A 22,505-nucleotide genomic window follows, 5' to 3' on the forward strand; every position below is an offset into this window, starting at 1 on the left:
CAAAAAGCGGCCTCGTGCCGCTCGTATCCGGAAACGATGGAAGCAACGGAGTAAGGCCCGGTGGCAGAAGAAAGCGATCTCGAAAAAACCGAATCAGCCACTCCCAAGCGCCTGGAAAAGGCGCGGGAGGAAGGCCAGGTTGCGCGTTCGCGGGAGCTCGCGTCTTTCGCGCTGCTCGCGGCGGGATTTTTCGGCGTGTGGGGTTTATCCGGTTCGATCAGCCAGCATTTGCAGTCGATTCTGCGCGGCGCGTTCACCTTCGATCACGCGGCCGTGCTCGACACGCGCCAGATGATGATCGGCGCGGCGAACGCGAGCAAGGAAGGGCTGTTCGCGGTGCTGCCCGTGCTGCTGATGACGGCGTTCGCCGCGCTGGCCGCGCCGATGGCGCTCGGCGGCTGGCTCATCACGACCAAGCCGCTTGCGCCGAACTTCGGCCGTCTGAATCCGATCAGCGGCCTCGGCAAGATTTTCTCGATGCAAGGGCCGGTGCAGCTCGGCATGTCGGTGCTGAAGACGATCGTCGTCGGCGGCATGGCGGGCTCGGCGATCTGGAGCCGCAAAGCCGAAGTGCTCGGCCTGCTGACGAAGCCGGTCAATCTGGCGCTCGCCGATGCGATGCACCTGATTTTCGTGTGCTGCGGCATGGCGATCGGCGGACTGTTTCTCGTCGCGGCCGTCGACGTGCCGTACCAGCTTTTCTCGCACGCGAAGAAGCTGCGCATGAGCAAGGAAGAAGTGAAGCGCGAGCACAAGGAAAGCGAAGGCGATCCGCACATCAAGGGCAAGATCCGCCAGCAGCAGCGCGCGGCGGCCCGTCGCCGGATGATGCAGGCGATTCCGACCGCCGATGTGATCGTCACGAACCCGACGCACTTCGCCGTCGCGCTGAAATACACCGACGGCGAGATGCGCGCGCCGAAGGTCGTCGCGAAGGGCGTGAATCTGGTCGCGGCGCGCATCCGCGAAATGGGCCGCGAGCACAACGTGCCGCTGCTCGAAGCGCCGCCGCTCGCGCGTGCGCTGTATCACAACGTCGAGATCAACCGCGAGATTCCGGGCGCGCTCTACGGCGCGGTCGCGCAGGTGCTGGCGTGGGTCTACCAGCTCAAGCGCTACAAGGAAGATGGCGGCGAGAAGCCGGACGAGCCGTCCGATCTCGACGTGCCGAAGGAACTGGACAAAGGCGGCGTTTCCGACGCCGACGCCGACGAGGAAGCCGCAGAGGCGCTCGCTGGCGACAACACTGACAAGGGAGCCGCAGCATGAACGCGCGCGCTGGATTTTTCGCCAAACGACCCGACGCGCTCGGCACGCAGAACCTTCGAGCCCTCGCCGGCCCGATCCTGATCTGCATGATCCTGGGCATGATGATTCTGCCCTTGCCGTCGTTTCTGCTGGACTTGCTGTTCACCTTCAACATCGCGCTGTCGGTGATGGTGCTGCTCGTCAGCATGTACACGCAAAAGCCGCTCGATTTCGCGGCCTTCCCGAGCGTGCTGCTGTTCTCGACGCTGCTGCGCCTTTCGCTGAACGTCGCGTCGACGCGTATCGTGCTGCTCGAAGGCCATACCGGTCCGGATGCGGCGGGTCAGGTGATCGAATCGTTCGGGCACTTTCTCGTCGGCGGGAACTTCGCGGTCGGTATCGTCGTGTTCGTGATCCTGATGATCATCAACTTCATGGTGATCACGAAGGGCGCGGGCCGTATCGCGGAAGTCGGCGCGCGCTTCACGCTCGACGCGATGCCCGGCAAGCAGATGGCCATCGACGCCGATCTGAACGCCGGCCTCATCAACGAAGAAACCGCGAAGAAGCGCCGCCAGAGCGTGGCGCAGGAAGCCGAGTTCTACGGTTCGATGGACGGTGCGTCGAAGTTCGTGCGCGGCGACGCGATCGCCGGCTTGCTGATCATGGTGATCAACGTGGTGGGCGGGCTGATCGTCGGCATGCTTCAGCACGACATGGACTTCGGGCACGCGGCGACCAACTACACGCTGCTGACGATCGGCGATGGCCTCGTCGCGCAGATTCCGTCGCTCATCATCTCGACGGCGGCCGGTGTGATCGTGTCGCGCGTCGCGACCGAGGAGGACATCGGCACGCAGCTGACCGGCCAGTTGTTCCAGAACCCGCGCGTGCTGATGATCACGGGCGTGATCATCGGCGTGATGGGTCTGATTCCGGGCATGCCGCACTTCGCGTTCATTCTGCTCGGCGGCGGCCTGATCTACGCCGCACGTTCGATGAACAAGCGCGCCGAAGCGAAGAAGAAGAGCGCCGTCACCGATGTCACGCCGCTCCAGGCGAGCGCCGCGGCCGCTTCCGCGGAGAATGCGGAGGCGAGCTGGGAGGATGTGTCGCTGATCGATCCGCTCGGGCTGGAAGTGGGTTATCGGCTGATTCCGCTCGTCGATCGCAACAGCGATGGTGAGTTGCTCAAGCGCATCAAGGGCATTCGCAAGAAGTTCGCACAGGAAATCGGCTTTTTGCCGCCGGTCATCCATATTCGCGACAATCTCGAGCTGCGGCCGAATGGGTACCGGATTGCGTTGAAGGGCGTGGAAGTGGGCGTCGGCGAAGCGTTCCCCGGCCAGTGGCTCGCGATCAATCCGGGACAGGTGTCGGCGGCGCTGCCCGGCACGCAGACGCAGGACCCGGCGTTCGGTCTTCCGGCGGTGTGGATCGACACGAACCTGCGCGAGCAGGCTCAGGTGTACGGCTACACAGTCGTCGATGCCAGCACGGTTGTCGCGACGCATCTGAATCATCTCGTCGTCACGCACGCGGCCGAGTTGCTCGGCCGTCAGGAAGTGCAGGCGCTGCTGGAGCGCATTGGCAAGGACACGCCGTCGCTCACGGACGATCTCGTGCCGAAGGTGCTGTCGCTCACGACGCTGCAGAAGGTGCTGCAGAATCTGCTCGACGAAAGTGTGCCGATCCGCGATATGCGCACGATTCTCGACGCGTTGCAGGAACACGCGCCGCGCGTCTCCGATGCGCACGATCTCACGGCGGCGGTGCGCCTCGCGCTGGGTCGCGCGATCACGCAGCAGTGGTATCCGGGTAACGACGATCTACAGGTGATGGGCCTCGATCCGAAGCTGGAGCGCGTGTTGTCGCAGGCTTTGTCGACGGGGCCGAATCCGGGGTTGGAGCCGGGGCTCGCGCAGACGCTGATGAACTCGACGCAAAACGCGATCATGCGCCAGCAGAATCTCGGCTTGCCGCCGGTGTTGCTGGTTCAGCATTCGCTGCGTGCGATGCTGGCCAGGTTTCTGCGGAGGAGCTTGCCGCAGTTGAAGGTGATCTCGTATGCGGAAGTGCCGGATACGCGGAATGTGAAGGTGGTGAATTTGATTGGGGCTTGATTACTGCGCGGCACGCTCCGAATCATGCTCCGATGAAGACGAAATATAGAGCCTGACGGGGTTGCCGCCGGAGTCGAGGTCAGCTTCAGCCAGAAAGCGGATCGAGTCGGCCGATGCCATCGCTCGCACGTACCGGTTATTCGGTCGATTGAAAGCCGAATCGATCACGATTGCCGGGATGCGCGAGACCTCTCCGTCCAGCGTAATCTTGCACGCGCCAGTTGCCATGTCGAACTCCGAAATGACGCCGACATACGGCACGGGCGTCTCGGATTTGATGGCGTCTGGCCCTGCGAACGCATGCTTGTGATCGGCGCTTAAGGTCATGAGCCGGTGCCCTTCGGTGTAGAGATCGATGCGACTGCACGAGCGGTCGATTGGGCTAAGCGCGTGGCGTACGTCGGGACGAAGGACGTCGGTTAGCTTCTCGATAAGAGACACGAGCTTCCCGGTCACGTTCATGACACTTTCAGTACTCGCCTGATTGTTGCGCAGCGCCAATTGGAGCGCGTCGTGAAAATGCTTCAATCCCTCGTTGACGTATTTCATTTGATCCTGCTCGCGCCGAGACAATACATATTGAACAACGACAGCAAGCGCAGCCCCAAACGCACCGGACCACAGTTCCTTGCTAGTCGCCACGCTTTTCACCATTGCCAGGACTTCGAAGCAACGATGTTCCACGACGGGAGCGCACACCACGCGGACATCGAGCGTCTCGAGACGTGTGTTGAGTTCACCCGTGAGCAAGACATTGGAGCACAACGCGAAGATGCGTGCTAAGCCCTGAATGGACTGTCCTAGCTGATTCAGATCAATCTCATGCGATGCGGCTTCCTTGCCTTCGTATCGCACGCTGATGGTGGAGAGGCAGTGCCACGCCGTGACTTCGATGACTTCAGACATTGTTTGTGATCTTCGACGAATAATCTCGTCATCCTAAGCAATGCATCTGACGCCGCACATCTCCCGAACGGACGACTTGCGCCGGACATCGATCCGACGCAAGCCGCGGCCTCAACACTCCACAATATTCACCGCCAACCCGCCGCGCGACGTTTCCTTGTACTTGGTCTTCATATCCGCGCCGGTTTCTCGCATGGTCTTGATGACCGAATCGAGCGAAACATAATGTGATCCATCCCCGCGCATCGCCATGCGCGCCGCGTTGACGGCTTTCACCGAACCCATCGCGTTGCGCTCGATGCACGGAATCTGCACCATCCCGCCGACCGGATCGCACGTCAGCCCGAGGTTGTGCTCCATGCCGATTTCCGCAGCGTTCTCGACCTGCGCCGGCGTGCCGCCGAGCACCGCGGCCAACGCGCCCGCCGCCATCGAACAGGCAACGCCGACTTCGCCCTGACATCCGACTTCCGCACCGGAAATCGACGCGTTCATCTTGTACAGAATGCCGATCGCCGCCGCCGTCAGCAGAAAATCGATCACGCCCTGCGTGTTCGAGCCCGGCACGAAGCGGTCGTAGTAATGCAGCACCGCCGGAATGATGCCCGCCGCGCCGTTCGTCGGCGCCGTGACCACGCGTCCGCCGATCGCGTTCTCCTCGTTCACGGCGATCGCGTAGAGATTGATCCAGTCGATCATCGACAAAGGATCGCGCAGCGCCTGCTCCGGCTTGCCCGCCAGCGCCTTGTACAACTGCGGCGCGCGACGTTTCACCTGAAACGGCCCGGGCAAATGCCCTTCCGCGTCCGGATTGCCGATGCCGCAGCCACGCGCGACGCAATCCTGCATCACGTCCCAGATGCGCAGCAGGCCGGTGCGAATGTCCTCCTCGCTGTGCCAGACGCGCTCGTTGTCCCACATCAGCTGCGCGATCGACTTGCCCGATTCCGCGCACATCTTCATCAGCTCGTCGCCGGTCTGGAACGGATACGGCAACTGCTCGTGCGCGGTCAGCACCGCCGTGTTCGCCGCGCCCGCCGTCACCACGAAGCCGCCACCGACCGACAGATACGTCGACTCGCGCAGCAACGTGCCGTTCGCATCGAAAGCATGGAGCTTCATGCCGTTCGGATGCTCGGGCAGCGCCTGCCGGTAGAACGCGATGTTCTCCTTGATCGTGAACGGAATCTTGTGCACGCCGAGCAACGCGAGCGTTTTCGACGTCCGCACCTGTTCCAGCCGAGGCACGATGCTCGATGCATCGACGGTATCGGGTGCGTCGCCCATCAGGCCGAGCATCACGCCGCGATCCGTGCCGTGGCCTTTGCCCGTCGCGCCGAGCGATCCGTACAGCTCGCATTTCACCGATGCCGTGGATTCCAGCAGTCCGTCGCGCTCGAGCCCTTGCGCGAACATCAACGCCGCGCGCATCGGTCCGACGGTGTGCGAGCTCGAAGGGCCGATGCCGATCTTGAAGAGGTCGAATACGCTGACTGCCATGATGTCCCTGCCTTTTGAGATTAGCGCGCCGGCAGCGGCAGACACACCGCGAGCCACGCGGGCGGCGTCGGTGCGAGCCGCAGCGCGACCGGCGCGTAGCGGCCGTCCAGCCGAGCCGCCAGATGAAAGAGTTCCGCCGCGTTTTTCGGGTCCCACTGACCCGAAAAGCCCGGCAATCCGGCTTCGCGCCGCTTGGCGTCGAAAGGCACGGACGACTTCACGAATTCATCGTGCGTCTTCGTGCCGAGCGCGTACGGCGTGAGCCAGTTGAGCGCCTCGGCGAGCGTCGCGCCCGACTGCGCGCGTTCCGGCAGCCAGTTGCGGTTATGCCGCCGCGCGGCGAGCGCCGCCGTCACGAGCGGTTGCAGATCGTAGGTGACGTAGTGCAGCGCATCGCGTTCGGCGAAATCGACCGTCGATCCATCCGGCGCGATGTTATCGCCAATATGCTCCACGAACAGCCGCTGCGCCGCGTTGATGAGCTTGCGGTCGTCGATGGTGAACGCGCCCATCGCCACCAGCTTCACGCGATGGCTCTGCCAGTTGTTCCGATAATTGCCCGTGAGCGGCCGCGGCTGCTTGTCCATATCCGCGACGTAACCGGTCACCATCTTCGTGATGAACGCATTCGCCGCGTTGCGCGTCTTGACCGGCAAGGCGCTCGCCGTGAGGTCGTACGCGAGAATCAGTGATTCGAAGTTCGTTTCGTCGATCGGATTGAAGCTCGGCTGATACGTGGTCGTCCACGCGAGCAGGAAGCGGTCGACGAGCCGCAGATAACGCTCGTCGCCGGTCGCGCGCCAGGCCAGCGCGGCATCGCGCATCAGGCCGAGGTCTTTCTCCGCTTCGACGCTCTCGTCATAAATGCCCTCGTGCGGCAGCGTGCCTTCGGTGTGCAGCTTCGCGCGCGGCTTCGGCTGATCGTTCACGTGCGATTGCACCATCTTCACGAGCGCCTTCACGCCGGGATCGGCATTGGTGCGCTCGCTCGTCTGCATCGCGGGCGCGGCGCAGAAATTCATCGCGGCATGCGCGGACGATGCGATCGACATGACGCCGAGCATCGCCAGTGCCGCGCACGCGCGTCTCGTCCCTTTCACCTCTCGCACCTTGAGCGCCATGTGAACTCCCTGTTTTGGCTTTTGGTCCGGGGTGAGATGTTAGCTGTTCTGGAACGCGCCGCAAAACCGCCCGACGAAGCTTTACGCTTTCGGGCGGCGCTCTCTCAGGTTCCTGCTCGACGCCTTACTCGTCCGCGTATTCCGATACCGGCACGCACGAGCACATCAGATTGCGGTCGCCATACGCGTTGTCCGCGCGTCCGACCGGCGACCAGTACTTGCGCGCGACGAGCGACTTCAGCGGATACGCCGCCGCCTCGCGCGTGTACGCGTGCGCCCAGTCATCCGATGTCACGACCGCCGCCGTATGCGGCGCGTGCTTGAGCACGTTGTCCTCGCGATCGGCGCGGCCTTCTTCCACCGCGCGGATTTCCTCGCGGATCGCGATCATCGCGTCGATGAAGCGGTCGAGTTCTTCCTTCGATTCCGATTCCGTCGGCTCGACCATCAGCGTGCCGGGAACCGGGAAGCTCATCGTCGGTGCGTGAAAGCCGTAGTCGATCAGGCGCTTCGCGACGTCTTCCACCGAAATGCCGCTCGATTCCTTGATCGGACGCACATCGAGAATGCACTCGTGCGCGACGAGTCCGCCCGGGCCGCTGTACAGCACCGGATAGTGCGGCGCGAGACGCTTCGCGACATAGTTCGCCGCGAGAATCGCGCTTTCCGTGGCGGCGGTGAGGCCTTGCGCGCCCATCATCGCGATATACATCCACGAGATCGGCAGGATCGCGGCCGAGCCGTACGGCGCCGACGACACCGCGCCGATGCCCGCGTCATCGCGCTTGTAACCGGTCGACGCCTGATTCGGCAGGAACTTCGCCAGATGCGCGCCGACCGCGACCGGACCGACGCCCGGTCCGCCGCCGCCGTGCGGAATGCAGAACGTCTTGTGCAGATTCAGGTGCGACACGTCGCCGCCGAACTGGCCGGGGGCGCAGAGACCGACCATCGCGTTCATGTTCGCGCCGTCGACATACACCTGACCGCCGTGCGCGTGCACGATCTCGCAGATTTCGCGGACGTTGCGCTCGAACACGCCGTGCGTCGACGGATACGTGATCATGATCGCCGCGAGATTCGCCGAATGCTTCTCGGCCTTCGCCTTCAGATCGTCGATATCGACGTTGCCGTTCTGATCGCACGCGACGACGACGACCTGCATGCCCGCCATCTGCGCCGACGCCGGATTCGTGCCGTGCGCGGACGCCGGAATCAGACACACGTTGCGATGCCCTTCGCCGCGCGATTCGTGATACGCGTGAATGATCAGCAAGCCCGCGTATTCGCCTTGCGAGCCGGCATTCGGCTGCAGCGACACGGCCGCGTAACCCGTGCACGCGACGAGCATCTGTTCGAGCTGATCGATCATCGTGCGATAGCCGACCGTCTGCTCGTTGGGCGCGAACGGATGAATCTGCGCGAATTCGGGCCACGTGACCGGCAGCATTTCGGAGGTCGCGTTGAGCTTCATCGTGCAGGAGCCGAGCGGGATCATCGTGCGATCGAGCGCGAGGTCTTTATCCGCGAGACTGCGCAGATAGCGCAGCATTTCGTGCTCGGAATGATGGCGATTGAAAACCGGATGCGTCAGATACTCGCTCGTGCGATGCAGCGCCTGCGGCAGCGAATCCGTTGCGGCCTGATCGAGCGCGTCGATATCGAACGTTTCGGTCTTGCCCGCGACTTCCGCGAACAGCGCGAAGAGCTTGAGGAGATCGTCGCGCGTGGTGGTTTCATCGAGCGAAACGCCCACTTGGCTTGCGCTCACGCGGCGCAGATTGATGCGCGCGGCGTAAGCGGCCTGATGCAGCGCGGTCGTGTTCGCGCCGCTGTCGACCGTCACCGTATCGAAGAACGTGTCATTGGCGACGGCATATCCGAGCTGCTTCACGCCCGCCGCGAAGATCGATGCCACGCGATTCACGCGCAGCGCGATGGTCTTGAGACCGCGCGGGCCATGATAGACGGCGTACATGCTCGCCATGATCGCGAGCAGCGCCTGCGCCGTGCAGACATTCGACGTCGCCTTCTCCCGACGGATATGTTGCTCGCGCGTTTGCAGCGCGAGACGCAGCGCGTGATTGCCTTGGGCATCGACGGTCACGCCGACGAGACGCCCCGGCATCTGGCGCTTGAATTCGTCGCGCACGGCCATGTACGCCGCGTGCGGGCCGCCGAAACCGACCGGCACGCCGAAACGCTGCGTATTGCCGATCGCGACATCCGCGCCCCATTCGCCCGGCGGCGTGATGAGCGTGAGCGCGAGCAGATCCGCCGCCGCGACGACATGGCCGCCCGCCGCGTGGATCGCTTCGGCGAGCGCGCGGTAGTCGCGCACATCGCCGTTCGCGCCCGGATATTGCAGCAGCACGCCGAACGCGTTCGCGCTCGCGGCGTCGGCTGCGGGTCCGACCTTCACGTCGATGCCCGCCGGCTTCGCGCGCGTCTTCACGACTTCGATGGTCTGCGGCAGCGCGTCGTCCGCCACGTAGAAGACGTTCGATTTCGGCTTGCCGACGCGTTGCAACAGCGTCATCGCTTCGGCGGCGGCGGTGGCTTCGTCGAGCAGCGAGGCGTTGGCCATCGCGAGGCCCGTCAGGTCCATGACCATCTGCTGGAAATTGAGCAGCGCTTCGAGGCGCCCTTGCGAAATTTCGGGCTGATACGGCGTGTACGCCGTGTACCACGCCGGATTTTCCAGCACGTTGCGCAGGATCACGGCCGGCGTGTGCGTGCCGTAGTAACCCTGGCCGATGTAAGTCCGGAACACCAGATTCTCGTCCGCCAGCTTGCGCAGCGACGCGAGCGCTTCCGCCTCGCTCTTCGGCTGCGTGAACGCGCCGAGCGGCAGCGTTTCCTTGCGGCGGATCGATTCAGGAATCACCGCGTCGATGAAGGCCGCGCGCGACGCGAAACCGAGCGCGTCGAGCATGGCGCGCTGATCTGCTTCATCGGGGCCGATGTGCCGCTCGGCGAATGCGTCGTGGCATTCGAGCGCGGCGAGTGACAGGGAGGTGCGGCTCATCAGGCGATCCGGGTGTTCGAGCTTCATGTGAATTCCATCTGACGGCGAAAGCGGCTCGTCCACGAACCGCTTTGCCGGTGAGAAAAGTTATTCGCCGATCGACTTGCCGTAGCCTTCGGCGTCGAGCAGCTTGTCCAGACTGGCGTCGCCGGCCGGCTTGATCTTGAAGAGCCAGCTTTCGTACGGCGCGCCGTTGACCTGATCGGGCGACGACGTCAGCGCGTCGTTCGACGCGACGATTTCGCCCGAGACCGGTGCGTAGATATCGGATGCGGCCTTCACCGATTCAATGACGGCGATCGCATCGCCCGCCGCGACGGTCTTGCCCGCGTCGGGCAGCTCGACGAAGACGATGTCGCCGAGCGCTTCCTGCGCGTGATCCGTGATGCCCACGGTCAGGGTGCCATCGGATTCGGTGCGGACCCATTCGTGCGATTCGGTGTATTTCAGATCGGCCGGGATGCTCATTGGATGCTCCTTGCGTGGTTCTTTCTAGAGATTCTTGATCAGAGGAAACGGGCGCGACGGCTTGACGGCCTTAGGAAAGTTCGACCAAAACCTTGCCGTTGCGCACGAACGGAAGTTTTACCACGCGCGCCGGAAGTTGCTTGTCGCGGATGACGACCTGCACCGTGTCCCCGACGGCAACGCCCGTGGGCACGCGCGCGAACGCGATCGACTCCTGCATCGACGGCGAAAACGTGCCGCTCGTGATCTCGCCTTCACCGTGCTCCGTCACGACTTTCTGATGCGCGCGCAGCACGCCGCCCGCCTTGCCGTTTTCCTTGATGAGCACGAGTCCGGCGAAGTTCGCCTTCGAGCCGTGCGCTTCGAGCGCGCTGCGGCCGACGAAATCGCGCTCCGTTTTGAGATCGACCGTCCACGCGAGGCCGGCGTCGAGCGGCGAGACGTTCTCGCCCATGTCCTGGCCGTAGAGATTCATGCCGGCTTCGAGACGCAGCGTGTCGCGCGCGCCGAGGCCGGCGGGCTTCACGCCCGCGTCGCGCAAGGCGTTCCACAGCGCTTCGACGTGCGTCGCCGGAACGACGATCTCGAAACCGTCCTCGCCGGTGTAGCCGGTGCGCGCGAGCATCAGCTCGCCGAATTTCGTGTTCGGGAAAACGACTGCGTTGAACGGCTTGATGTCCTGGGTCTGCGCGCGCGTATCGGGCAGCACTTGCCAGGTTTTTTCGCGTGCGTTCGGACCTTGCACGGCGACGATCGCGAGATCGCGGCGCGGCGTGATGGAAAGGTTGAATTCGCCTTCGGCATTCAATTGCCCGAACCAGGCGATGTCCTTCTCCGCCGTTCCCGCATTCACGACGACGCGAAAGTTCGTTTCGGAGAAGTAGTAGACGATCAGGTCGTCGATGACGCCGCCGTTGCCGTTGAGCAGGCACGAGTAGAGCGCCTTCCCGGGCGTCGTCAGCTTGTCGACGTTATTGGCGATCGCGTATTTGAAGAAATCGCGGACGGCGTCGCCCTCGAAATCGACGACGCGCATGTGGGAGACGTCGAACATGCCGGCGTCGGTGCGCACCGCGCGATGCTCGTCGATCTGCGAACCGTAGTTGACGGGCATGTCCCAGCCGCCGAAATCGACCATGCGCGCGTTGAGCGCGAGGTGAGCGGCATGCAAGGGCGTTTGTTGAAGAGAAGTCATCGGGGCCTCGGTTCGCGAAACAAAAAAGGCCACGCAGCGCACTATTCGCTTGCAGGATGCGCCTTTCGTGCTGCCGAAGCAGCGCGCAAGGCGCATGCCGCCGAGCGGTTGCGATGCGTGACCCCTCTGTCCTCGGTACCTGAGAGATTGCGCGAACCGTGCACGGTCGTGCCGCGGTTCATCGCGCGCCCCTTCGGTGGGCAACTGGCTTCATAAATGAAGCCGCTGCCGCTCTCCAGAGTGCGAGGAAATTCGTTCCTCGACGCGGCCGGTCCTTTTGCCTGAGAGTTTGCGGGTGTGCCCCTTCGGCGGCGCGGCCTTTTTCGTTGCGACGAACGGCCACGCGCTCTCCCGACGCGTGCGGCAGAATTTACGCGACCGGATTGGGGTTGTCAAACTGATTCGGGCGCGTCCGATGGACACCGCGCGCGAACGCTGAACCGTGTTCAGCCGATCCGCGCAAACGCCACCCGCCGCCCTTCCTTCTCGCTCTGCATCGCCAGTTCGATGATCGTCATCGTATCGACCGCATCTTGCGGCGAAACCGGAAACGGCTTGCCATCCAGAATCGATGCCGCCAGCGCACGATAAAACTCGACATACGCGCCGTCCTTCGTGGCGAATTCGTGACGCAGATCGTGATCGCCGTCGACTTCGCGCAGCACGCCCGGCGGATTCTTCGCGAACTCCGGATTGCCCGGCCGCATGCCCGAACGCAATTGATCTTCCTGCGTATCCAGCCCGTTCTTCACATAACTGCCGCGCGTGCCGTGGATCGCGAAACGCGGCGGCTCCAGCGCCGCGAGCGCGCTCGCGTGCAGGATCACTTCCTTGTCGTCGTAACCGAGCACGAGATGCACGTAATCGGGCGCGTGCGCGTGATCCCGATGCGCCTTCACGAACGCCGTCACCGTCTGCGGCGCGCCGAAAAGCGTCAGCGCCTGATCGATCAGATGCGGCCCCAGATCGAACAGCAAGCCGCCGCCGCGCTCCGCTTCCTCGCGCCAGCGCTGCGGCACTTTCGGGCGGAAACGGTCGAAATGCGATTCGTAATGCGTGATGCGCCCGAGCCGCCCGCTTTCGATGAGCGCGCGCACCGTCATGAAGTCGCCGTCCCAGCGGCGATTGTGGAACGGCGCGAACACGAGCCCTTTCTGCTGCGCGAGATCGGCGAGCGTGCGGGCGTCGCGCGCGGAAAGCGTCACCGGTTTGTCGACGACCACGTGCTTGCCCGCCGACAGCGCGCGCTGCGCGAGATCGAAGTGCGTGTCGTTCGGTGTCGCGACGACGACGCATTGCAGCCCGTCGACGGCGAGCAGCGCGTCGAAATCCGCGACGATCTGCGCGTGCGGATAATCGGCCAGCGCGCGCTCGGCCTGCGACGTGGCGATGGCCGTCACTTCGGCGCGTCCGCAGTGCTCGATGACGGGCGCGTGAAAAGTTGCGCCGGCGAGGCCATAGCCCATTACGCCGACTTTCAGTGCTGTGTCCATGCGGGCATCGTCCTGTCGTGGAGTTGACCGGATATTTTGGCACGAACCAGGGCCGGAACCGCAGCGCCGCTATCGTGTTAACATCGCGCTCTCCTCTGCGCACAGGCAACAGCTAGGCGCACCAATCTCCAGAATCCAGAACGATGTCCGCAGGTCTGAACGCCGCGCAAAGCGAAGCCGTGCGCTATCTCGATGGTCCCTGTCTCGTGCTCGCCGGCGCGGGCAGCGGCAAGACACGCGTGATCACGCAGAAGATCGCGCATCTGATCGAAGGGCGCGGCTTCGAGCCGAAGCACATCGCCGCGCTCACCTTCACGAACAAGGCCGCGCTCGAAATGCGCGAGCGCACCGGCAAGCTCCTCGAAGGCAAGACGCTCACGACGCCCGGCAAGGAAGGCCGCAAGATTCCCGTCAATCAGTTGACGATCTGCACGTTCCACTCGCTCGGCGTGCAGATCATGCGGCAGGAAGCGGAGCACGTCGGGTTGAAGCCGCAGTTCTCGATCATGGATTCCGACGATTGCTTCGGCATGGTCCAGGAACAGCTCGGCACGACCGACAAGGGGCTGATCCGCAAGATCCAGTCGATCATCTCGCTGTGGAAAAACGCGATGGTGTCGCCCGGTCAGGCGTCTGTGCTCGCGAACAACGAGGACGAGCATCAGGCGGCGATCGTCTATCGGAGTTACGCGGCGACGCTGCACGCATATCAGGCGCTCGATTTCGACGATCTGATCCTGCGTCCCGCGCAGCTTTTCGCGGAGAACGAGCAGGTGCGCGACAAATGGCAGAACCGCCTGCGTTATCTGCTGATCGACGAATATCAGGACACGAACGCCTGCCAGTACGAACTGGTGAAGCTGCTGGCCGGCCCGCGCGCGGCGTTCACCGCCGTCGGCGACGACGATCAGGCGATCTACGGCTGGCGCGGCGCGACCATCGAAAATCTCGCGCAGCTGGGCAAGGATTTCCCGAAGCTGCACGTGATCAAGCTGGAGCAGAACTATCGCTCGACGGTGCGGATTCTGACGGCGGCGAACAACGTCATCGCGAATAATCCGAAGCTGTTCGAAAAGAAGCTCTGGTCCGAGCACGGCATGGGCGACACGATCACCGTCACCGGCTGCAACGACGAGGAGCACGAGGCGGAATCCGTCGTGTTCCGCTTGTCGGCGCACAAGTTCGAGCGCCGCACGCAGTTTCGCGATTACGCCATCCTGTATCGCGGCAACTTTCAGGCGCGCATCTTCGAGCAGGTGTTGAGGCGCGAGCGCATTCCGTATGTGTTGTCGGGTGGGCAATCCTTCTTCGATAAGGCCGAGATCAAGGATCTCATCGCGTATCTGCGTCTGATCGCCAATCCCGACGACGATCCTGCGTTCATCCGCGCGATCACGACGCCGCGGCGCGGTGTCGGCAATACGACGCTCGAAGCGCTCGGCGCGTTCGCGGGCGCGGCGAAGGTGTCGCTGTTCGAGGCGGTGTTCATGGGCGGCATCGAGGCGCGGCTGTCGGCGCGGCAGGTCGAGCCGCTGCGCACGTTCTGCGAATGGATGCGGCGTCTCTCGGACCGCGCCGATCGCGATCCCGCGACCGAAGTCCTCGACGACATGATGGAAGCCATCCACTACGAGTCGTATCTCTACGACGCGTACGACGAGCGTCAGGCGCAGACGAAATGGCAGAACGTGCTCGAATTTCTCGAGTGGCTGAAGCGCAAGGGCACGAAGCCGGAAGCCGCGCCGGGCACGGAGCAGACCGGCTTCGACACCGCCGACGGTTTCGCCGATGAAGGCAAGAACCTCCTCGGCCTGATTCAGACCGTCGCGCTGATGTCGATGCTCGAAGGCAAGGAAGAAGATCCGGATGCGGTGCGCCTGTCGACGGTGCATGCGTCGAAGGGGCTGGAGTATCCGCACGTGTTTCTGGTGGGCGTGGAGGAAGGCATCATGCCGCATCGCGGTGCCTCGGACGATGACGCGCCCGTCGACGATTCGCGCATCGAGGAAGAGCGCCGGCTGATGTATGTCGCGATCACGCGGGCGCAGCGCAGTCTGCATCTGAACTGGTGCAAGAAGCGAAAGCGCGCGCGGGAGACGGTGGTGTGCGAGCCGTCGCGCTTCATCCCCGAAATGCTGCTCGACGATGCGCCGCCGCCGACCGCGGAAGAAGCGCCGTTGTCGCCGAAGGATCGCATGGCGATGCTCAAGGCGATGTTGCAGAAGGGGTGACGCTCATCGTTCGCTCATAAAAAAACCCTGCGCCAAAACGCAGGGTTTTTCTTTGCGGCTCGAAGAAAGCGTTACTTCGCCGCGTTCGCCATGTAGTCGACGGCGGCCTTCACATCCGCATCCGATGCGTTCGATCCGCCCTTCGCCGGCATCGCGCCCTTGCCGTGCAGCGCGTAGTTGTAGACGGTGTCCATCGGCTCTTTCAGACGCGGCGCCCACGCGGCCTTGTCGCCGAACTTCGGTGCGCCGAGCACGCCCGCCGCGTGACACGCCTGACAGACCTGCTCGTAGAGCGCCTTGCCGGCCTGAGCGGCATCGGCACTTTGCGCGCCCGCTGCGGGCGCCGCCGATGCTTGCGGCACCGACGCCAGCGCGGCCACGGCCGCCGCCGCTTGCGCGTTTTCGTTCGAGCTTGCGGCAGCGGGAGCCGCAGCCGCACCGGAAGCGCCCGACGCCGCCGCCGCGCCCGGCGCGGGCTGCGCCGGTTCCGCGAGCTTGCCGCCGCTGCCGTTCGCCATGTAGACGACCGCGCGCGCGATTTCGAAGTCGCTGTAATCGTCGGGGCTGGTGCCGCCGCGCGCGGGCATTGCGCCCTTGCCGTTGAGCGCGTTGTGCAGCAGCGTGTCGTAGCCTTCGCCGATGCGCGGCGCCCACGCGGATGCATCGCCGAACTTGGGCGCGCCCGCGGTGCCTGCGGCGTGACACGCCGAGCACACGGCCTTGAACACTTCCTCGCCGGTCTTGTAGACGCGCGGCGCGTTGGCGTCGCGGACATCGACCTGCGCTGCAGGCGCGATGCGCTCCTTGACCGACTGCTCGATGTCCGTGCCCGCGCCGGTGCGCGTGGAATTGTTCACGTACACCGCGAGCAGAATGATGATGGCGACCGGGATGCCGAATCCCGCGATGACCGCGGCGATCAGTTGGCCGGGTGTCTTGATCGGGGCTCCGTGGGGTGCTTCGCTCATGCTTGTCTCGTCTCCCGTTTTTTGGTGTGAGTCGGTTCAGTGACAGCGTGACAGCTACGGCAATGCATTGCGCTCAGGCGCGCCTTGGGGAAAAGGCACGGTCGATTATAGACGGAACGCTTAACTGTCGGCGCGAGCTAGCCGGGGCGCTGGAACGGGCGTTTACCCGAATCGTGTGATGCTTTGTGACCTGGCACATGCGGCGCGCGCAAACCCGCGCGATGGACGGCGTCACGGAAAACAGGTATCCTCTCGGATTCGCATGGGCCTTGCAGCCGCCTTTCGGCGCGTGACTTTCCTCCGCAAGCCCTTCTCCGATGCGCCCGTAGCTCAATGGATAGAGTACTGCCCTCCGAAGGCAGGGGTTGCTGGTTCGATCCCAGCCGGGCGCGCCAAAGCGTTTCCACTCGTCAGCAATCGCAGCAGCCGAAACTACTTAGTTTCGCTTTCGCGATTTGACGACGTCGTTCCCCACCCAAACCCCATCCCCGCCAGCCACCTCCGGTAAGCCACCGCCATCCGATCGCACCGCTGATGCAGTTCCGCATCCAGATCGAGCGGCAAGCGCCGAGGCCATTGCGACTCCACGACCGGCGTGTCCTGCATCAGGATCTCCATATTGAAGTCGTAAAGCTCCTGGTCGGAATGCGTCGAATCATCCTCGTGAATGGAAACGAGCCACGCGCGCGTCTCCGTGTGCGTCACCGGCGACGCCGCCAGCATGATATGCAGCGCGCCCTGCCCGCCCGATGCCATCTTCGTGAGACTCGCGATCAAAGGCCGCCTCACGCGATACACATAATCGATCATCGCGCCGCCGCCTTGCCCCGGAATGCCTGCGGGCTGCCAGTATCGACATTGGCGGGCTTCCAGACCTTGATCGCTCGTGACGACGTCATAGTCCGGCACTTCCGTATGCGCTTCTTCGCCCAGAATCCCCGCATGCACGAATGAGAAGTGCGCCATATCCAGAAAATTTTCGACGACACGCGGCGCCGATGACCTCACCGTCTGCGGCGCGAGGTTGATGCGCCGGCCGCCGGGAATCGCGGCTTCGGGAAAGAAATCGAGCGCATAGGCGGGCTCGCCGAAACACATCCACACGACGCCGTATTTCTCCTCGCACGCGTAGGTCGTCGCGCACGCGCGCTTCGACGGACGCAGCGACGGATTCGACGGAATTCGCAAGCACTGCCCTTCGATGTCATAGCGCCAGCCGTGATACGGACACACGATCTGATCGCGCATCACATGCCCGAGCGACAACTGCGCGCCCCGATGCGGACAGTAATCGCGCCACGCATGCGCCGCGCCGATGCTGTCGCGCCACACGACGATCCGCTCATCGCCGACGACGAATCCGCGCGCGCCGCCGTCCGGCACATCTTCGCCATTGCACACGGGCAACCATTCGCCAGCCAGAGAAACAGATTCGTCGCGCATCACCGTGAATCGGGAAAAGTGGTTCGAAAGCCGTTCATACACGAAACACAGCGTCTTCGCAAAAAGTTGCAAAATAGCGGATCGCGCGCTCGGTGCAACTCGATGCAACGCCTTCCAGCCGGTGCCATGCGACGCTGCCGCAGCACATAACAGCAAGATAAAAGAAAGAAATCACCATCCAGGGGTGCAGTATGGAGCAGGCGCATCAACCGGCACGCCGGGCCTATGCCTTTGCGTGGTCCGAACACCGGAATCCCGAACGCGAACAGGCCACGCTGCGAGTCTGGATGGGAGCGGCGGTTCTGCTGGCCTACGGCATCTTCGCGTGGCTGCGCCCTTCGCACGACGCATTGCTCGTCATGCGGCTCGTCGCGCTCTATGTGTCCTACGGGGCGATCACGCTTCTGATCGTGAGCCGCATCAGCACGCCTTCTTCCGTGCGTCTCACCGTCACGACCATCGCCGATCAGACGTTGCTCGGGCTCGCGCTCGCCGCGGGCGGATCGGTCGCGCTGCCGCTCATCTGGGTCATGTTCTGGTTTCTGATCGGCTCGGGATGCCGTTACGGCAAGCGCACGCTCGCCGTATCGTGCGCGACGGCGCTCGTCATCGTCATGGCGATGGCCATCTGGCAGCCGTGGTGGCACGAGAATATTCCCGCCGCGATCGGGCTGGGTTTGAGCGTGCTGGGCGCATCGGTGTATCTGAGCGTGCTCGTCGACAGGCTCGGCAATGCGAATCGCGATCTGGCGCGGCAGGCATCGACCGATCCGCTCACGGGACTGTCGAACCGCTATGCGCTCGAACGGATCGTCGATCGTGCGATGTCCGCGCACGAAGCCGATGGCGATCACGCCACCGCGCTTCTGCTCATCGATCTCGACGGCTTCAAGGAAGTGAACGACACCTACGGTCACGCAGTCGGCGACATGCTGCTGCAAGCTTTCGCGCAATCGCTCGCGAAGCGGATGCGCAAGCCGGACACCATCGCGCGTTTAGGCGGCGACGAGTTCGTCGTGCTCGCGCATCAGGTCCGCGACCGCGCGGCGGTCCTGTCAGTTGCCGACAGCATCCATTCGGTGCTCGGCGCGATTACATCGGTGCAGGAGCGGCCGGTGTCGGTATCGGCGAGCATCGGCGCGTGTCTGCTTTCCAGCGCAACGGCCGCGAACCAGGCCAGCATGACCGCCGTGCTGCGCGCAGCCGACCGCGCCATGTATCGGGCAAAAAGTCTCGGCGAAGGCAAAACCGTCTTCGCCGAGACGCGGGACTTCGAGATCAGCTAGAAAGGCGTCAGGCTTCGACGCTCGTCCACGCCTGCTCGCGCAGCTTCGTGCGCAGACGCGCGACCGCCTGGCTGTGCAACTGGCACACGCGCGATTCGCTCACTTCCATCACCGCGCCGATTTCGCGCAGGTTCAGGCCGCGTTCGTAATAGAGGCTCATCAGGAGCTTCTCGCGCTCAGGCAACCTGTCGATGGCTTCGATCAGCGCGCCGCGCAGACTGTCGTCGAGCAGCGCCGAAAGCGGGTCCGAACGATCGACGCAGTAACGGTCGAGGAACGGCTCGTCGTCGGCGGAGCGGTCGAAGTCTTCGTAATAGATCAGCTGGCTGCCGTGCAAGTCCTGCAGCATCGACTGATACTCGTCGAGCGGCAACTGCATGTGCTCGGCGATTTCCGTCTCGCTCGCGGAGCGGCCGAGGTTCTGCTCGACCTTGTGCACCGCCGATTCCACTTCGCGCGACGTCTTGCGCATGCTGCGCGGCAGCCAGTCGTTGGCGCGGAGCTCATCCAGCATCGCGCCGCGGATGCGCTGGCTCGCGTATGTCTCGAACTGCGCGCCTTGATCTTCCTTGTAGCGGCTCGCAGCATCCAGCAAGCCGATCATGCCGGCCTGGATGAGATCGTCGAGATCGACGCTCGCCGGCATCTTGGCGACGAGCTGAAGCCCCAGCCGGCGAACGAGCGGTGCATATTTAGTCAGCACGTCCGACTGCGAGAGTTTGCCTTGGGCGTTATACATCTTGGTCACCTATCTTGATCACATCGACGCCGTGCTGCTCAATGCAAAATCGTGAAGCGCAGCCGCACGTTGCGACGCCTCCCGCGCGCTCTGGACAGAGTCGCCAACCGGATTTCGCGCGTCTGCCTGGCCGCCCGCCGCGCGCATGTAAGGCGCGGGGCGCATCGGCCAGTGCAGGAGCTCCGCCGCGATCGCGCGGTAGTCGCGCGCCGCGGCCGTGGCCGGGAACGCTTCGACTGCGCAGCGTGAGAGTTCCTTTGCCCGAGCGACGCGCGCATCCTCGGACACATATCCCGCCTGCACGAGCGACACGGCCAGATACTGGCTCGCGACGCCCGACAGGTTGTCGAACGCGACCGCCGCGTCGGCCGGGTTCTGCACGTGATTCACAAGCACGCGGAACTGGCCGATCGCATGGGCGTAGTGCAAGCGCTTCATGCACGCATACGCCTCGGTGATCGCCGACGCGGCCACCCGCGTCACCATCAGAAAGTCATGCGCCTGCGCCGCGAGGGTCGACAGTGCGCCGTGTCGATCGAGCTGGGCATCGATCAGCACGATGTCCGCCGGACCGTCGAGCAATGCGCGGCAGTGCGCGGCATCGTGAACGATGCGTTCGTCGCGCGGCGCTGCGATCAGCGAGAAGCCGAACGGCGTGCGCTCGACGACATCGGTCAGCATGCGGCGGCCCGACATCACCGCGGCGAGCGAGCCCGCGTCTTCCATGCCCAGAACACGGCTCACCGATCCCGCGTTCTGATGCTCGTCGATCACGAGCACATCCTTGCCATGCGCGGACAGCGCCGCGCCGAGATTCACCACCGCCGACGTGCATCCGATGCCCGCCGGTCCGCCCGCCACCGCCACCACACGCGAACCAGCGCGCGTGAGAAGCCGTCGCAGACCTTCCGCCTGGTCGAGCACGTATTTATCCAAAATGCACCTCGTGCAGTTCGGTCGAGGCGCGCGCGGACAAGGCTGACAGCAGCGCGGGCACTTCTTCGTCGTGCGGCACGAACGGCGAGTTGTCGCGGGGAATGCAGAACGCGCTCTTGATGAGGAAACGCTTGGTCGCGACGTACAGGTTCTCCGGCACCTTCTGGCCGGTCGACACGTAATGCACCGGCAGCTTGTAGCGGATGACCGTATCGAGCACGCCGCCGAGGTTCGTCGATTCGTCGAGCTTGGTCAGGATGCAGCCCGCGAGCGGCGGCTGATCGGCCGCGCTCTTGTAGGCCTGCACGACTTCGTTGAGCGTGTCGCCGTGGCTCGTCGCGTTCAGCAGCAGGATGCGCTGCACCGGATGACCCGCGCCGCACAGCATCGCGATCTGATCCGAGACCATGCGATCGCGCTGGCTCATGCCGATCGTGTCGATCAGCACGATATGTTTGTTGCGCAGCTCCGAGAGCGCGAGCTGCAGGTCCGCGCCGTCCTTCACCGCGTGGACGGAAACACCGAGAATCTTGCCGAAGATGCGCAGTTGCTCATGCGCGCCGATACGGTAGCTGTCCGTCGTGAGCAGCGCGACCTTGCTCGCGCCGAAGCGCATCACGCAGCGCGCGGCGAGCTTCGCGGTCGTCGTCGTCTTGCCGACGCCCGTCGGGCCCATCAGCGCGAACACGCCGCCGCGTTCCATCAGCGCGTCTTCGCTGTCCATCACCGGAATATTCGATTCGAGCACCTGCTGCACCCACTCGAGCGCGCCTTCGACGCTTTCCATCTCCGGCATGTTGTCCACCATCATGCGGACGAGCTGGGCGGAGAAACCGGCGGAGAAAAGACGCTTGGTCAGCACCGCGCCCGTCGGATTGCGACGCTGGCGCTCGCCCCACAGCAGGCCGGAAAAGTGCTCTTCCATCATCGAGCGCATCGACGAAAGCTCGTTCATCACCGTTTCGTTGACGACCTGCTCCATGCGCGCGCGAATCGCTTCGGTGACGACTTCCGCCGCGTTCGCGGGCAGGCCTTCGAAGGCGTTTTCCGGCGTGGCCGGTGCTGCGCTCGGAGCCGGCGCTTCGGCGTGCGGCGCGCTCGCGTTGATCTTCTGCGCGGCGCGGCGCGCGGCGACTTGCGCGGCTTCGCGCGCCCATTCAGGCGTTTCGACTTTCGGTTCGACGGCGGCTCCGGCGCGCTTCGCTTGCTGGCGCGTCGCGTGCCGGCCGGCCTCCGCCGCTTTTTCGACGCGCGTCTCTTGCGCCGCGACCGGAACCGGCACGCCCATGCCGCGTGCGATCGCAGCCGACGCCGTCAGCGGACGGTTCGACGGCATCGCCGCTTGCTGCGCGATGCGCTTCGCGTGCTCGATGAGCCACGGGTTCGTTTCGGCCATCGTGGGCGGCGTGTCGTCGTCCGCGTGGGGTTGCTGCTCGGCGTGGAATTCATCGTCGGCATCGGTGTTTGCGCCGAAGACCGACGAGAACACGTCGCCGCTCGCGTACGGATTCGCGGCGGACTGCTTCACCGGCATCGCGGCGGCGGCGGCGGCCAGCGCGGCGCGCGACGTGCCTGCCGAACGCACCGCCTGTTCCTTCGCGGCGGGCGAGATCGACGCGATGTCGCTGTCCGCGACGCCGACGATCTCGACCGTGCCGTCGTCCAGCGTGCGATTGGACAACACCACGGCATCGGGGCCGAGCGCTTCACGAACCTGGCGCAGTGCGTCCCGGCTGTTCGCGCCGATGAATTTACGGATGTTCAAACTTGCCCCCGATGAGGTGAAACTGCGATCGTTGCGAGGCGGACCCGCTCTGGCT

At 64.2% G+C, this 22,505-nt stretch carries 16 protein-coding genes, 1 tRNA gene and 2 riboswitches; of the genes, 5 read left to right on the forward strand and 12 right to left on the reverse strand.

The window, feature by feature from the left end:
• The first annotated feature begins 60 nt into the window (after window positions 1–60).
• Both flhB and flhA read left to right on the forward strand, forming a co-directional pair.
• Window positions 61–1,269, forward strand: a complete 1,209-nt coding sequence (gene flhB, locus AWB76_RS02545) for a flagellar biosynthesis protein FlhB (protein ID WP_061158572.1) — start codon at window positions 61–63, stop codon at window positions 1,267–1,269.
• On the forward strand, window positions 1,266–3,371 hold the full coding sequence (flhA, locus tag AWB76_RS02550) for a flagellar biosynthesis protein FlhA (RefSeq protein WP_061158573.1): 2,106 nt from the start codon (window positions 1,266–1,268) through the stop codon (window positions 3,369–3,371). The genes flhB and flhA overlap by 4 nt, the downstream gene beginning before the upstream one ends.
• Here the strand turns inward: flhA and AWB76_RS02555 are convergent, their stop codons facing one another.
• The 7 genes from AWB76_RS02555 to AWB76_RS02585 form a co-directional block, all read right to left on the reverse strand.
• A complete protein-coding gene (locus AWB76_RS02555; RefSeq protein ID WP_061158574.1) occupies window positions 3,372–4,277 on the reverse strand; it encodes a DUF7946 domain-containing protein in 906 nt (301 codons plus the stop codon).
• Window positions 4,278–4,388: 111 nt separating this feature from the next.
• Entirely contained in the window at window positions 4,389–5,777 is a 1,389-nt protein-coding gene (locus AWB76_RS02560; protein ID WP_061158575.1) for an L-serine ammonia-lyase, read from the reverse strand.
• A gap of 20 nt (window positions 5,778–5,797) precedes the next feature.
• Complete coding sequence (locus AWB76_RS02565) at window positions 5,798–6,898, reverse strand: alginate lyase family protein (RefSeq protein ID WP_061158576.1); 1,101 nt, start codon at window positions 6,896–6,898, stop codon at window positions 5,798–5,800.
• Window positions 6,899–7,022: 124 nt separating this feature from the next.
• Complete coding sequence (gene gcvP, locus AWB76_RS02570; RefSeq protein ID WP_061158577.1) at window positions 7,023–9,953, reverse strand: aminomethyl-transferring glycine dehydrogenase; 2,931 nt, start codon at window positions 9,951–9,953, stop codon at window positions 7,023–7,025.
• A gap of 60 nt (window positions 9,954–10,013) precedes the next feature.
• On the reverse strand, window positions 10,014–10,394 hold the full coding sequence (gene gcvH, locus AWB76_RS02575) for a glycine cleavage system protein GcvH (RefSeq protein WP_061158578.1): 381 nt from the start codon (window positions 10,392–10,394) through the stop codon (window positions 10,014–10,016).
• 70 nt (window positions 10,395–10,464) lie between these two features.
• The gene (gene gcvT, locus AWB76_RS02580; RefSeq protein WP_061158579.1) at window positions 10,465–11,589 is read right to left on the reverse strand and encodes a glycine cleavage system aminomethyltransferase GcvT; all 1,125 of its coding nucleotides are present in this window, start codon (window positions 11,587–11,589) and stop codon (window positions 10,465–10,467) included.
• A 116-nt stretch (window positions 11,590–11,705) separates the two neighbouring features.
• A riboswitch (glycine riboswitch) is annotated at window positions 11,706–11,838 on the reverse strand.
• A gap of 9 nt (window positions 11,839–11,847) precedes the next feature.
• Window positions 11,848–11,953: riboswitch (glycine riboswitch) on the reverse strand.
• 82 nt (window positions 11,954–12,035) lie between these two features.
• On the reverse strand, window positions 12,036–13,082 hold the full coding sequence (locus AWB76_RS02585; protein WP_061158580.1) for an oxidoreductase: 1,047 nt from the start codon (window positions 13,080–13,082) through the stop codon (window positions 12,036–12,038).
• A 143-nt stretch (window positions 13,083–13,225) separates the two neighbouring features.
• Between AWB76_RS02585 and AWB76_RS02590 the strand changes: the two genes are divergently transcribed.
• Window positions 13,226–15,313, forward strand: coding sequence for a UvrD-helicase domain-containing protein (locus AWB76_RS02590; protein ID WP_061158581.1), 2,088 nt, complete (start codon window positions 13,226–13,228; stop codon window positions 15,311–15,313).
• Between the two features lie 71 nt (window positions 15,314–15,384).
• Here the strand turns inward: AWB76_RS02590 and AWB76_RS02595 are convergent, their stop codons facing one another.
• Window positions 15,385–16,281: a c-type cytochrome gene (locus tag AWB76_RS02595; RefSeq protein ID WP_061158582.1), complete on the reverse strand. Its 897-nt coding sequence runs from the start codon at window positions 16,279–16,281 to the stop codon at window positions 15,385–15,387.
• 319 nt (window positions 16,282–16,600) lie between these two features.
• Between AWB76_RS02595 and AWB76_RS02600 the strand changes: the two genes are divergently transcribed.
• Window positions 16,601–16,676 (forward strand) — tRNA-Arg (locus tag AWB76_RS02600).
• A gap of 37 nt (window positions 16,677–16,713) precedes the next feature.
• Here the strand turns inward: AWB76_RS02600 and AWB76_RS02605 are convergent.
• Complete coding sequence (locus AWB76_RS02605; RefSeq protein ID WP_061158981.1) at window positions 16,714–17,724, reverse strand: Rieske 2Fe-2S domain-containing protein; 1,011 nt, start codon at window positions 17,722–17,724, stop codon at window positions 16,714–16,716.
• 191 nt (window positions 17,725–17,915) lie between these two features.
• On the opposite strand from AWB76_RS02605, the gene AWB76_RS02610 reads away from it, so the two are divergent.
• Window positions 17,916–19,010 carry a GGDEF domain-containing protein gene (locus AWB76_RS02610; RefSeq protein WP_061158583.1) on the forward strand — a complete coding sequence of 365 codons (1,095 nt, stop codon included), beginning with the start codon at window positions 17,916–17,918 and terminating at the stop codon, window positions 19,008–19,010.
• 7 nt (window positions 19,011–19,017) lie between these two features.
• Here the strand turns inward: AWB76_RS02610 and AWB76_RS02615 are convergent, their stop codons facing one another.
• The 3 genes from AWB76_RS02615 to flhF are packed head-to-tail and all read right to left on the reverse strand — an operon-like array spanning window position 19,018 to window position 22,450.
• A complete protein-coding gene (locus AWB76_RS02615) occupies window positions 19,018–19,749 on the reverse strand; it encodes an RNA polymerase sigma factor FliA (protein WP_061158584.1) in 732 nt (243 codons plus the stop codon).
• An 18-nt stretch (window positions 19,750–19,767) separates the two neighbouring features.
• Entirely contained in the window at window positions 19,768–20,685 is a 918-nt protein-coding gene (locus AWB76_RS02620; RefSeq protein ID WP_061158585.1) for a MinD/ParA family ATP-binding protein, read from the reverse strand.
• Window positions 20,678–22,450, reverse strand: a complete 1,773-nt coding sequence (flhF, locus tag AWB76_RS02625; protein ID WP_061158586.1) for a flagellar biosynthesis GTPase FlhF — start codon at window positions 22,448–22,450, stop codon at window positions 20,678–20,680. Before flhF ends, AWB76_RS02620 begins: the two co-directional genes overlap by 8 nt.
• Window positions 22,451–22,505 lie beyond the last annotated feature (55 nt).

Source organism: Caballeronia temeraria (assembly GCF_001544795.2).
In the GTDB taxonomy this organism is placed as follows: domain Bacteria; phylum Pseudomonadota; class Gammaproteobacteria; order Burkholderiales; family Burkholderiaceae; genus Caballeronia; species Caballeronia temeraria.